The 13,195-nt window shown below is 49.9% G+C and carries 11 protein-coding genes; 2 read left to right on the top strand and 9 right to left on the bottom strand.

Annotated elements, in window-relative coordinates:
- Positions 1 to 52 precede the first annotated feature (52 nt).
- The 9 genes from fadM to bolA form a co-directional block, all read right to left on the bottom strand.
- Complete coding sequence (gene fadM, locus BEA93_RS12465) at positions 53 to 451, bottom strand: long-chain acyl-CoA thioesterase FadM (protein ID WP_001194532.1); 399 nt, start codon at positions 449 to 451, stop codon at positions 53 to 55.
- Between the two features lie 105 nt (positions 452 to 556).
- Positions 557 to 928 carry a helix-hairpin-helix domain-containing protein gene (locus BEA93_RS12460; RefSeq protein WP_000680305.1) on the bottom strand — a complete coding sequence of 124 codons (372 nt, stop codon included), beginning with the start codon at positions 926 to 928 and terminating at the stop codon, positions 557 to 559.
- A 150-nt stretch (positions 929 to 1,078) separates the two neighbouring features.
- A complete protein-coding gene (gene ppiD / locus BEA93_RS12455; RefSeq protein WP_000969351.1) occupies positions 1,079 to 2,950 on the bottom strand; it encodes a peptidylprolyl isomerase in 1,872 nt (623 codons plus the stop codon).
- Between the two features lie 191 nt (positions 2,951 to 3,141).
- Positions 3,142 to 3,432: a nucleoid-associated protein HU-beta gene (gene hupB / locus BEA93_RS12450; protein ID WP_254892905.1), complete on the bottom strand. Its 291-nt coding sequence runs from the start codon at positions 3,430 to 3,432 to the stop codon at positions 3,142 to 3,144.
- A gap of 190 nt (positions 3,433 to 3,622) precedes the next feature.
- Positions 3,623 to 5,977, bottom strand: a complete 2,355-nt coding sequence (gene lon / locus BEA93_RS12445; protein WP_001295325.1) for an endopeptidase La — start codon at positions 5,975 to 5,977, stop codon at positions 3,623 to 3,625.
- Between the two features lie 187 nt (positions 5,978 to 6,164).
- A complete protein-coding gene (gene clpX / locus BEA93_RS12440; RefSeq protein ID WP_000130317.1) occupies positions 6,165 to 7,439 on the bottom strand; it encodes an ATP-dependent protease ATP-binding subunit ClpX in 1,275 nt (424 codons plus the stop codon).
- Between the two features lie 126 nt (positions 7,440 to 7,565).
- Entirely contained in the window at positions 7,566 to 8,189 is a 624-nt protein-coding gene (gene clpP, locus BEA93_RS12435; protein ID WP_000122253.1) for an ATP-dependent Clp endopeptidase proteolytic subunit ClpP, read from the bottom strand.
- A 245-nt stretch (positions 8,190 to 8,434) separates the two neighbouring features.
- On the bottom strand, positions 8,435 to 9,733 hold the full coding sequence (tig, locus tag BEA93_RS12430) for a trigger factor (RefSeq protein WP_001198397.1): 1,299 nt from the start codon (positions 9,731 to 9,733) through the stop codon (positions 8,435 to 8,437).
- Between the two features lie 343 nt (positions 9,734 to 10,076).
- Entirely contained in the window at positions 10,077 to 10,394 is a 318-nt protein-coding gene (bolA, locus tag BEA93_RS12420; protein ID WP_000973458.1) for a transcriptional regulator BolA, read from the bottom strand.
- A 304-nt stretch (positions 10,395 to 10,698) separates the two neighbouring features.
- On the opposite strand from bolA, the gene BEA93_RS12410 reads away from it, so the two are divergent.
- Complete coding sequence (locus tag BEA93_RS12410; protein ID WP_000473501.1) at positions 10,699 to 11,277, top strand: lipoprotein; 579 nt, start codon at positions 10,699 to 10,701, stop codon at positions 11,275 to 11,277.
- A 43-nt stretch (positions 11,278 to 11,320) separates the two neighbouring features.
- Complete coding sequence (ampG, locus tag BEA93_RS12405) at positions 11,321 to 12,796, top strand: muropeptide MFS transporter AmpG (RefSeq protein WP_016248419.1); 1,476 nt, start codon at positions 11,321 to 11,323, stop codon at positions 12,794 to 12,796.
- Positions 12,797 to 13,195 lie beyond the last annotated feature (399 nt).

The raw sequence follows: 13,195 nt of genomic DNA, 5'->3' as shown, positions 1-13,195 counted from the left end.
CCTGGAGGCCGGATAAGACGCACCCCGCGTCGCATCCGGCACAACAAAACGTTTACTGAACCATCTGCTCCAGCTTTTCGCGCAGTTCCCCCTCCAGGGCTAATGCTTTCTGCGTTTTGAGATCAATACAAACAAAGGTGATGAGCGCATCCGCCACCACCTGTCCTTCCGGCTCAAGGGTGATTAGTTGACTTAAAATGCCGCTTTTACCGTTTAATTGCTGCAACTGACTGGTAATGGTCAGCAGGTCGCTCAACACCGCCGGGCGGCGATAGTTAATATTGATATTGACTACCACAAAAGCGATGTTATGGGCGGTCATCCATTGAAAGCTGTCGCTATTTTCCAGTCCATCCCAGCGGGCTTCTTCGAGAAACTCAAGGTAGCGGGCGTTGTTAACGTGCTGGTAAACATCGAGATGGTATCCACGAACTTTGATTTGTGTTTGCATAGCGCAATAGCCTTACGTTGTTGTTATAAGAACAGTTATAAGCACAGAGGTCATAACTGGTATGACCTCTTCAGTCTGGCAAAAAATTGCCACTATGCAAATTAATTACAGACTTAATACCGCAAGGTTACGTTCCACCAGCGAATTGCCCATCCCCGGCACCTGTTTTAAATCTTCCACCGTTTTAAACGGACCGTACTCTTCCCGATAACTGACAATCGCCTGCGCTTTCTTCAGGCCAACACCATTCATAACGCGGGCTAACTCTTCCGCACTGGCATTGTTAATACTGACTCTGGTGCCTTCTTCGTCACTGGCTTTCGCCGGTATTGCCGCTTTGCTTTGTGCTGCGGGTGCCTCCGCTTTGGTTTCTACCGCTGCCGGTTTCGCCGTAGGGGCAGCCGCCAGCGCGCTATGAGACATTCCGGCACAAGCCAGAGACAGAGTAATGAGAAGTGCTTTGATTCCGTGTTTCATACTGTTTTCTCCTTGTTTGTTAACAGTGGAATCACCTTAACGGCAGTGAAAACAGTAAACAAATGGCAATATTCAGAAATGGAAAAGGCCGCGAAAGCGACCTTTTCTTGTTACAGCTACAAAGCATTTTTTTGCGAAGCGGCTTCAGGATTATTGCTGTTCCAGCGCGTCGCCAATTTTGATTTTCGCCTCTTTACGCAGGTTACTCATCAGCGCTTCAAAGACGATTTGTGCGTTGTTCTGGGTGATACCCTGCACCATCGCTTTTTTCTGATCTTCCGGCATTGAGCCTTGTTTCACTTCGTCCAGCGCCAGAAGAACCACATTACCTTGCATATCGGTCGCCATACCGTAGCTCGGTTTGTCTTTCGCTGGCAGAGGCAGTGCAAACGCGGCCTGGCTAATTGGGTCACGGCCGGAACGACTTAAGGTTTTCGGCTCGCCAAATTTCAAACCGGCAGCTTGCATAGCTTCCGCACCCTTGCCCGCTTTCAGATCAACCAGCAGTTTTTCAGCATCGATTTTCGCCTGCTGTTCAGCTTTGTTGTGCTGAACCAGCGCTTTAACCTGTTCCTGAACATCTGCCAATGGTTTAACCGCTTCTGGTTTATGCTCGCTGATGCGCAGCACGAATGCGCGATCGCCGTCTACGGTGATGATGTCAGAGTTGATGCCCGGCGCACCGTTTTCACCAACCAGACCGCCGTTGAAGATAGCGTCCGCAACCGGCTTAAAGTTTAACTCTTCCGGCAGTTTATCTTTACTAAACCAGCCAGTCTGGGTGGCTTTAACACCCGCAGCCTGCTCTGCACCGGCCAGAGATTCGGTGTCGTTGCTTGCCGCATCGCTCACTTTCTGCTGCAGCGCGTAGTACGCATCCAGGGCTTTTTCGTGTTTCACTTTCGCCGTGATGTCGTCACGGACTTCGTCTAACGACTTCACTTTCGCAGGCTGAATATCGTCCAGACGCACGATCAAGAAACCCACAGAAGATTTGATGACGCCGGACAGTTGGCCTTTTTCTTTCAGACCAGCATTTTTCAGTTCATCCGGGATAGTGGCATCTTCTAACCAACCCATATCGCCGCCGTTACGGGCAGAGATAATATCGGCAGATTTTTCTTTTGCTAACGCAGCAAAATCACCACCTTTGTTCAGCTCATCAAGTACCGCTTTCGCTTCATCTTCAGTTTTGGTCTGGATGATGCTGTAACGGGTACGCTGCGGCTGGGTGAATTGATCCTGATGCTGATCGTAGTAACTCTGGATATCCGCATCACTAACCGGTTGCTGCATCGTTGCGGCATCCAGTTTGATGTAGCTCACGCGGAATTGTTCCGGAGTCATGAAGCTGTTTTTGTTTTGCTCGTAGTAGCTGGCGATTTCCTGTTCGGTCACTGCCTGCTTAGCCGCCAGAGCGTTAACGTCGATAGTCGCTTCACGCACTACACGTTGTTGAGCAACCAGCGCTGCCAGCTCGTCGGTTTCACCTTTTAGCATAAAGTCAGTGCCCGCAACGCCGTTAATCAGTTGTTGGGTCATAAGCTGGTTACGCAGCGCCTGTGCGTACTGATCGGCACTCATCCCCATCTGGTTGAGGATACCGTTATAGCGGCTGTTATCAAACTTGCCGTCAACCTGAAAGGCTGGGGTTGCGAAAATAGCCTGTTTAACCTGCTCATCGCTGACACCCAGTTTTAGTTCGCGGGCGTACTGATCCAGCAGCGCCTCGTCGATCAGACGATTCAGCACCTGTTGACGCAGGGTTTTCATGTAGCCTTCGTTCGCAGCCAGCTCAGAGTATTGATCGCCAAGCTGTTGCTGCATCCGATTACGCTCGCTGTTGAAAGCGTTCTCAAACTGCCCGCGGCTGATTTCCAGGTCATTCACTTTTGCGGCGTAGTTATTGCCTCCGCCAATCAGGTAACCACTCACGCCGGTCAATATGAACGACACGATAATGATACCGAAAATAATCTTGAGCACGAGACTGTTTGCAGCCGTGCGTAAGCTGTCCATCATGGTGTAACAACACTCCGCTGTAGGTGACTGTATACCTCACGCAACATATCGCTGCGTGCAAAGGCCTATTGTGACAAGAAACGGGGGCAATTGTCAGCCCACAACTTGCAGAAAGTCACGGAATACAAATAAAAAAGGCACATCAGTAGATGCGCCCTTGAACTTCGTCACATCCCCAATGGGGACAATACTTAGTTTACCGCGTCTTTCAGCGCTTTACCTGCACGGAAGCTCGGTACTTTAGCTGCAGCGATGGTGATCTCTTTACCGGTCTGCGGGTTGCGACCAGTACGGGCAGCACGCTCTTTAACGGCAAAAGTACCAAAACCAACCAGTGCTACATCATCCCCTTCTTTCAGGGATTCAGTTACGGAAGCAATAATAGCATCTAACGCACGGCCAGCCGCAGCTTTAGAGATATCAGCCCCTGCAGCAATCTTGTCAATCAATTGAGATTTATTCACTCTTCTCTTCCTCTTTATAATTTATCCCGCACTTGAATCCTTCAAGGTGCGAACGCGCAGCAGTTATATCAGGCCAGCCATCCCCTTACAACACCCCTTAATAAGGGCAAGCCTAATCCGCCCTCTAACTTAACGAGACAAAAAAAGGCTGGCAAGCCCGAATTGACCCACCAGCCCTTTTTTTATTAGTGCAATTTGCGCGAAGTCACTATTTTGCAGTTACAACCTGCATTCCAGACGGTTCATTTTGCAGCGCCAGAGTCAGAACTTCCTCAATGCGCTTCACAGGATGAATGTCCAGATCGGCAATCACGTTGTCCGGAATCTCTTCCAGATCGCGTTTGTTCTCAAACGGAATTAACACTGTTTTAATCCCGCCGCGGTGCGCTGCCAGCAGTTTTTCTTTCAAACCGCCGATTGGCAACACCTGACCACGCAGAGTAATCTCACCAGTCATCGCCACATCGGCGCGAACCGGGTTACCGGTCAGGCAAGAAACCAGTGCGGTGCACATGGCAATACCGGCGCTCGGACCATCTTTCGGCGTCGCACCTTCCGGTACGTGCACGTGGATGTCGCGTTTTTCGTAAAAATCTGGATTGATCCCCAGTTTTTCCGCACGCGCGCGAACCACAGTTAACGCCGCCTGAATGGACTCTTGCATCACTTCGCCCAGCGAACCGGTGTAAGTGAGTTTACCTTTGCCTGGAACACACGCTGTCTCGATGGTCAGCAAGTCGCCGCCGACTTCCGTCCACGCCAGACCAGTTACCTGACCAACGCGGTTTTCGTTATCCGCGCGACCATAGTCGAAACGCTGAACACCGAGGTAGTCATGCAGGTTATCGCCGTTAATTTCGATATGTTTTAATGACTTATCGAGCAACAACTGCTTAACCGCTTTACGGCATAGTTTGGAGATTTCACGCTCCAGACCACGCACGCCCGCCTCACGGGTGTAGTAACGAATAATGCCAATAATGGCGCTATCGTCGACGGTCAGCTCACCTTTTTTCAGTGCATTACGTTCAATCTGCTTCGGCAGCAGGTGACGTTTGGCGATGTTCAGTTTTTCATCTTCGGTATAACCAGAGAGACGAATAACTTCCATACGATCCAGCAGTGGCGCCGGAATATTCATGGAGTTCGACGTCGCAACAAACATCACGTCGCTAAGGTCGTAATCCACTTCCAGATAGTGGTCGCTGAACGCCACGTTCTGCTCTGGATCCAGCACTTCAAGCAGTGCGGAAGCTGGATCGCCACGCATGTCAGAAGACATTTTGTCGATCTCATCGAGCAGGAACAGCGGGTTTTTCACGCCCACTTTCGCCATTTTCTGGATCAATTTACCCGGCATAGAACCGATGTAAGTACGGCGGTGACCACGGATTTCCGCTTCGTCACGCACACCGCCCAGCGCCATACGGACATATTTACGTCCGGTAGCTTTAGCGATGGACTGCCCCAGAGAAGTTTTACCTACCCCCGGCGGTCCAACCAGGCAGAGGATCGGCCCCTTGATTTTATTTACGCGGCTTTGAACCGCGAGATACTCAAGGATGCGATCTTTCACACGTTCCAGACCATAATGGTCGGTATCGAGGATTTCTTGCGCCTGACGCAGGTCTTTTTTGACCTTGCTACGTGCATTCCACGGCACCTGCACCATCCAGTCGATATAACCTCGCACCACGGTCGCTTCTGCCGACATTGGAGACATCATTTTCAGCTTCTGCAATTCTGCTTCCGCTTTCTCTTTTGCCTCTTTTGGCATTTTCGCCGCGTCGATTTTGCGCTTCAACGCTTCATTTTCGTCTGGCGCGTCGTCCATTTCACCGAGTTCTTTCTGAATAGCTTTCATTTGCTCGTTCAGATAGTACTCACGCTGAGATTTCTCCATCTGCTTTTTGACGCGGTTGCGAATACGTTTCTCAACCTGCAGCAGATCGATTTCCGACTCCATCATAGCCATCAGATATTCCAGACGTTCGTTAACGTCGGACATCTCAAGAACGGACTGTTTGTCAGCCAGTTTTAGCGGCATATGTGCGGCAATGGTGTCCGCCAGACGCGCCGGATCGTCGATGCTGTTCAGCGACGTCAGCACTTCTGGTGGGATTTTCTTATTCAGCTTGATGTAGCCTTCGAACTGGCTGATTGCGGTACGCACCAGCACTTCCTGTTCGCGCTCATCAATGGTCGGGGACTCCAGATACTCCGCCTTCGCAGAAAAGTGTTCGCCATTGTCAGAGAGCGCAGAAATACGCGCGCGCTGCAACCCCTCGACCAGCACTTTGACGGTGCCGTCAGGCAGTTTCAGCATCTGCAATATAGAGGCCACGGTCCCGACGGTGAAAAGATCGTTTACACCCGGCTCATCCGTTGAAGCTTCTTTCTGCGCGACCAGCATAATTTTTTTATCATGGTCCATCGCCGCTTCCAGACAACGGATAGATTTTTCCCGTCCGACAAATAAGGGGATGACCATGTGCGGATAAACCACCACATCGCGCAGCGGCAATACGGGGATTTCAATGCGTTCAGAACGCTCAGGATTCATAGAGCTCTCTCTTAGTTTAATGTCCGCCAGGTAATCAGATGACATGACTGTGCTTCACGCCATCTATTAACATGTACGTCAGTATATGGGGATGTTTCTCCCACATTCAACGTCGGGAATAGAGGAAAAATGAAAGGGGAGATAAAATCCCCCCTTTTTGGTTAACTAATTGTATGGGAATGGTTAATTATTCACCAGACGCCTGTTGCGCTTCCGGCTTGCCATAAATCAGCAGTGGCTTGCTTTGCCCTTCAATAACCGACTCGTCAATAACCACTTTTTCCACATCTTCCATAGAAGGCAGATCATACATGGTATCAAGCAGCGCAGCTTCTACGATGGAACGCAGACCACGGGCACCGGTTTTACGCGCCATCGCTTTCTTGGCGATAGCATCCAGCGCTTCGTCACGGAATTCCAGATCCACGCCCTCAAGGTTAAACAACGCCTGATACTGCTTGGTCAGGGCGTTTTTCGGCTCTTTGAGGATCTGAATCAAAGCTTCTTCGCTCAGTTCATTCAGCGTTGCCACAACTGGCAGACGACCGATGAACTCAGGGATCAGACCAAATTTGATCAAATCTTCCGGTTCAACCTGCGCCAGCAACTCACCTTCGCTTGCTTTGTCAGATTTCGCTTTTACCGTCGCACCAAAACCAATGCCGGAGCCAGTTTCGACACGATGGGAAATCACTTTATCCAGACCGGCAAATGCACCGCCACAGATAAACAGGATCTTGGAGGTATCAACCTGCAAGAATTCCTGCTGCGGATGCTTACGTCCGCCCTGCGGTGGAACGGCGGCAACCGTACCTTCGATCAGTTTCAACAGTGCCTGCTGTACGCCTTCACCGGAAACGTCACGGGTAATGGACGGGTTGTCAGACTTACGCGAAATCTTGTCGATTTCATCGATGTAGACAATCCCGCGCTGCGCTTTCTGTACGTCGTAGTCGCACTTCTGCAACAGCTTCTGAATGATGTTTTCAACATCTTCACCCACATAACCCGCTTCGGTCAGGGTGGTGGCATCAGCCATAGTGAACGGAACGTCCAGCAGACGCGCCAACGTTTCCGCCAGCAACGTTTTACCAGAGCCAGTCGGACCAATCAGCAGAATGTTACTTTTGCCCAACTCGACGCCATTGCTGGTATCGCCGTTGCGCAGACGTTTGTAGTGGTTGTACACCGCGACCGCCAGCACTTTTTTCGCCTGTTCCTGACCGATGACGTAATCGTCCAGGTGGTTGCGAATTTCATGCGGCGTCGGTAGCGAACTGCGTTCACGATGCGGTGCTACTTCTTTAATCTCTTCGCGAATGATGTCGTTACATAAATCAACACATTCGTCGCAGATATACACGGATGGACCGGCAATCAGCTTACGCACTTCATGCTGGCTTTTGCCGCAAAAAGAGCAATACAGCAACTTGCCTGAGCCATCTTTGCGTTTATCTGTCATGGGTCAAAACCTCTTCTTTGTTCTTTGTGCCGCACACGACGACGCAAATGCCATTCTCAGGCGCAAGCCGCTTACCAGCGTTGTGCCAACCTGAATAAGTATAGCGGCACAGTTGCGCCTCTGGCATCAATTACGATGGGTCAGAATCGAATCGACCAGACCGTATTCCACCGCTTCAGGCGCGGAAAGGAAGCGATCGCGCTCAGTGTCACGTTCAATCTGTTCTAATGATTGACCCGTATGAAGCGCCATAAGTTCATTCATCCGCCCTTTAACTTTCAGAATTTCACGGGCATGAATTTCGATATCAGTCGCCTGGCCCTGATAGCCGCCCAACGGCTGGTGAATCATCACGCGCGAATTCGGCAGGCAGAAACGTTTACCTTTTGCCCCTGCGGTCAGCAGGAATGCCCCCATTGAGGCCGCCTGGCCCATACAAATGGTGCTGACATCAGGCTTGATAAACTGCATGGTGTCATAGATAGACATCCCGGCAGTGATCACCCCACCTGGGGAGTTAATGTACAGATAGATATCTTTTTCCGGGTTTTCTGCTTCCAGGAACAGCATCTGCGCCACAATCAGGTTAGCCATATGGTCTTCAACCTGGCCAGTCAGAAAAATAACGCGTTCCTTAAGTAGACGAGAATAGATATCAAAAGAGCGCTCACCGCGTGAGGTCTGTTCAATGACCATCGGCACCAGCGCCATATGGGGTGCAAAGTTATCTCGTTCGCCGCTGTATGACATTTCCGTCTCCTGGATAAAATTGAAAAAACCTGCTGTACCGATTGTAACCTTATGGACGGATTATCAGCTAGTCCCTGTGTTATGGGTACGGCATCATCCTATTTCAAGCATAACAATCTTTTGTTGTTACGCTAACACCGAAAGAGGGTTTTCGCACGGTTCCATGCAAAATTCATGACAAAAAAAAGCCCACCACCTGGCGGTGACGGGCCTTTGTGCGAATTTAGCGCGTTAGGCTGCGCAAATTACGCCTGCTGGTTCATCAGCTCGTTGAAAGTGGTTTCTTTTTCAGTCACTTTCGCTTTCGCCAGAACGGCTTCAACAGCCTGTTCTTCCAGAGCCACGTTACGCATGTTGTCCATCAGCTCTTTGTTTTTGCTGTAGAACTCGATAACTTCTTTCGGATCTTCGTACGCAGAAGCCATCTCTTCGATCAGGCCTTTAACACGCTCTTCGTCAGCTTTCAGCTCGTTAGCGCGAATAACTTCGCCCAGCAGCAGGCCAACAACTACGCGGCGTTTAGCCTGTTCTTCGAACAGTTCACGCGGCAGTTCCAGAGCTTGTTTTTCGTTGCCACCGAAACGCTGTGCAGCCTGGCGACGCAGAACGTCGATTTCGCTGTCGATCAGCGCAGCCGGAACGTCGATGTCGTTAGCTTTTACCAGACCTTCGATCGCCTGAGACTTAACGCGGTTACGAATGGCGCTCTTCAGCTCGCGCTCCATGTTTTTACGCACTTCAGCGCGCAGACCTTCTACGGAACCATCTTCAACGCCGAAACGTTTGATGAATTCAGCAGTCAGTTCCGGCAGTTCACGCTCTTCAACTTTCTTCAGGTTGATAGCGAATTTCGCTGCTTTACCTTTCAGGTTTTCTGCGTGGTATTCTTCCGGGAAGGTCACGTCGATGGTGAACTCTTCGCCTGCTTTGTGGCCTTTGATACCGTCTTCAAAGCCCGGGATCATACGACCCTGGCCCATCGCCAGTACGAAATCAGACGCTTTTCCACCTTCGAACTCTTCGCCGTCTACAGAACCGGTGAAGTCGATGGTCACGCGGTCTTCAGCTTCAACAGCGCCGTCTTTTTCTTTCCAGGTCGCCTGCTGTTTACGCAGAGTATCCAGCATGCCGTCAACGTCAGCGTCGGTCACTTCCACGATCGGTTTTTCAACTTCGATCGCTTCCAGACCCTGCAGTTCAACTTCCGGATAAACTTCAAACTCTACAGAGTAGGTGAAGTCTTCACCCGGCTTGTATTCGCCCGGAACGTAGGTCGGTGCGCCAGCCGGATTGATTTTTTCTTTAATGATGGCGTCAATGAAGTTACGGCTCATCAGGTCACCCAGAACGTCCTGGCGTACAGACGCGCCATAACGCTGAGCAACGATATTCATTGGCACTTTGCCTTTGCGGAAGCCGTCAATACGTACTTTTTTCGCAACGTTGACCAGCTCGCTTTTAACAGCGGTCTCGATGCTGTCAGCAGCGATAGTAATCGTTACACGGCGGCCAAGGCCTTGAGTGGTTTCAACTGAAACTTGCATCTTGTTACCTCAAAAAATCACAGTGCTCGGTCAACTCTTACCCCGCAAGCACAGGTTGTTGGCTTCGCGGAACCGGGATGTTCTTATAATCAATCACATTCCCTGTTACCAGAATCATCCCGAAAGCATTCAAATAGGACGCGGCATTATAGCGGCATCACTTTTATGAGTCGAGAACGGTTATTGCGCGCTGCCGCGTATTTTTTCACAATTCCCGGGCAATTTTCGTCTGAATGCTGGGCAAAAAGCGCAAAATCCAGACAAAACAAAACGGCCCGCAGGCCGTTTTTCATAAAATCTTTAGCAACATACTGGAAAAACGCTAACTGTTGCAAATGCGTTTTTAGGCGATGCTTCCCGCTCCACGACAAGGAGGAGAAGCAAAGATGGTATCCTGCAATCCTTCCCACTCCTTAATGGTATAAGTATGCAGAGCCAGCGCATGAACGGTAGTAGAGAGTTCCTCCGCTAAAGTACTGTAAATCATTCGATGACGATTCAGAAAACGTTCACCCATAAAACGATCGCTGACCAGCACAACTTTAAAATGGCTTTCAGAGCCGGCTGGGACATTGTGACGATAGCTTTCATCCACAACTTCGAGGAATACGGGTTGGAACGCAGTCCTTAATTTTTCTTCTATCCGCTCACGTATCATCATGAAATATCTCCTCCGACAACGCTGAGATGTCACCCATCCCTTTAAATACTAGCCGCTTTAACCGTTTCCATTACAGCTTAACAACAAATAATTAGCTTTCATCCTGTTTTTTCTGTCAAGCGTATGAAGTTTACTGATTTAAAGATTGATTCACCGGCTTCACATCGGTGTTTCTTTTACCTAAGGCGATTATTTCGTCAACATAATGAATTTACATGTCTTACCCACTTCCCCTCGTCGTTGGCGATGTTATGATGGCGGGAATCTTTACCAAACACGCTTAAAAGTCTCTGAGAGCCAGAACATGTTCAAAAAAATCCTCTTCCCGTTAGTTGCTCTGTTTATGCTTGCAGGATGCGCGAAACCGCCAACAACCATTGAAGTTTCTCCGACGATGACACTGCCACAGCAAGATCCAAGTCTGATGGGCGTCACCGTTAGCATTAATGGTGCCGATCAGCGTACCGATCAGGCGTTAGCAAAAGTCACCCGTGACAACCAAATTGTTACCCTGACCGCGTCCCGCGATCTGCGTTTCCTGCTGCAAGAAGTGCTGGAAAAACAAATGACCGCTCGCGGTTATATGGTTGGCCCGAATGGCCCGGTTAATCTGCAAATCATCGTTAGCCAGTTGTATGCCGACGTGTCCCAGGGCAATGTGCGCTACAACATTGCTACCAAAGCGGATATCGCCATCATCGCCACCGCGCAGAATGGCAACAAAATGACCAAAAACTATCGTGCCAGCTACAACGTTGAGGGCGCTTTTCAGGCCTCTAACAAAAACATCGCTGACGCGGTTAACAGCGTGCTGACCGACACCATCGCTGACATGTCTCAGGACACCAGCATCCACGAATTCATTAAGCAGAACGCACGTTAATTTCTGCCCTCTGGCCCGGTGCAAGTCGGGCCTGTAGACGCCCATGTCCAGTCAATATTTACGTATTTTCCAACAGCCTCGTTCAGCTATTTTGTTGATTCTGGGTTTTGCTTCCGGGCTGCCGCTCGCCCTGACATCCGGCACGTTACAGGCGTGGATGACAGTCGAGAATATCGATCTTAAAACCATAGGTTTCTTCTCGTTGGTGGGTCAGGCTTACGTATTTAAATTTCTCTGGTCGCCGCTGATGGACCGCTATACTCCGCCGTTTCTCGGGCGACGGCGCGGCTGGCTGCTCGCCACGCAAGCGTTATTGTTGCTGGCGATTGCGGCGATGGGTTTTCTCGAACCTGGTACGCAACTTCGCTGGATGGCGGCACTGGCAGTCGTTATCGCTTTTTGCTCGGCCTCCCAGGATATCGTCTTTGATGCGTGGAAAACGGATGTGCTTCCCGCGGAAGAACGCGGCGCAGGTGCGGCAATCAGCGTGCTGGGTTACCGTTTAGGGATGCTGGTTTCCGGCGGTTTAGCCTTATGGCTGGCGGATAAATGGTTGGGCTGGCAAGGCATGTACTGGCTAATGGCAGCTCTGTTAATCCCGTGCATCATTGCGACTTTGCTTGCGCCAGAACCAACCGACACCATTCCTGTACCCAAAACGCTGGAGCAAGCTGTTGTTGCGCCACTACGTGATTTCTTTGGTCGCAATAACGCATGGTTAATTCTGCTTTTAATTGTGCTGTATAAGCTGGGCGATGCTTTCGCCATGAGCCTGACAACCACCTTTTTGATTCGCGGTGTCGGATTTGATGCCGGCGAAGTGGGCGTGGTTAACAAAACGCTCGGCTTGCTGGCGACCATCGTCGGCGCATTGTACGGCGGTATTTTGATGCAGCGTCTTTCACTGTTCCGTGCGCTGCTGATTTTCGGCCTTTTACAAGGTGCGTCCAACGCCGGTTACTGGCTGCTTTCTGTGACTGATAAGCATCTCTACAGCATGGGCGCGGCAGTCTTTTTCGAAAACCTGTGTGGCGGGATGGGCACATCGGCATTTGTGGCGCTGTTAATGACCCTGTGTAATAAGTCATTTTCCGCTACTCAGTTCGCCCTGCTCTCAGCGCTTTCTGCTGTAGGACGGGTTTATGTAGGCCCCGTAGCGGGCTGGTTTGTTGAAGCTCACGGCTGGTCGACATTCTATCTGTTCTCTGTTGCGGCCGCTGTACCTGGACTTATTTTGCTGCTGGTTTGCCGCCAGACGCTGGAGTACACGCGGGTCAACGACAACTTTATCCCACGTACCGAGTATCCATCTGGTTATACCTTTGCCATGTGGACACTGGCAGCAGGCGTCAGTCTGTTGGCCGTGTGGTTACTGCTGTTAACGATGAATGCGCTGGATTTGACTCACTTCTCTTTCCTGCCTGCACTGCTGGAAATCGGCGTTTTAGTCGCTCTGGGTGGTGTCATACTTGGTGGTTTATTGGACTATCTGGCACTACGAAAAACGCATTTGACGTAATCAGTGAATATTATTTAGCTGTAGTAATCACCCGGCGTAATTATTACGGCTAAATAAACATCAGCAGCGCTTAATAATATTTGTTCTTTTGTGCGGCTTAGCTTTCGGAAATTATTGACCCCATCTATATATTTTATTTTTTACACGATTCAGCTAATGACTCTTTATTTCTCCACGCCCGTTTTGTCACCTTAATGATAATTATTTGTTAAATAATTGTTTTATTTTGAGATTGGTTATACCAATTGCCATCCCCACCCCCTCCTTCAGTCCCCTTTCGTTATAACGCCCTTTTGCAACAGCTTCTTAAAATCAATCCGATATGTTTTGCAACATATGTGACCTGCGAGCCAAATTCAAGTAACAGTAATTTAATCATGTTTACAGTAATGTAACCTT

The organism is Escherichia sp. MOD1-EC5950 (assembly GCF_002965345.1).
GTDB lineage: Bacteria > Pseudomonadota > Gammaproteobacteria > Enterobacterales > Enterobacteriaceae > Escherichia > Escherichia marmotae.
The sequence above is the reverse complement of the archived record's forward strand: the minus strand, read 5'-3'. Positions and strand labels throughout refer to the sequence as shown.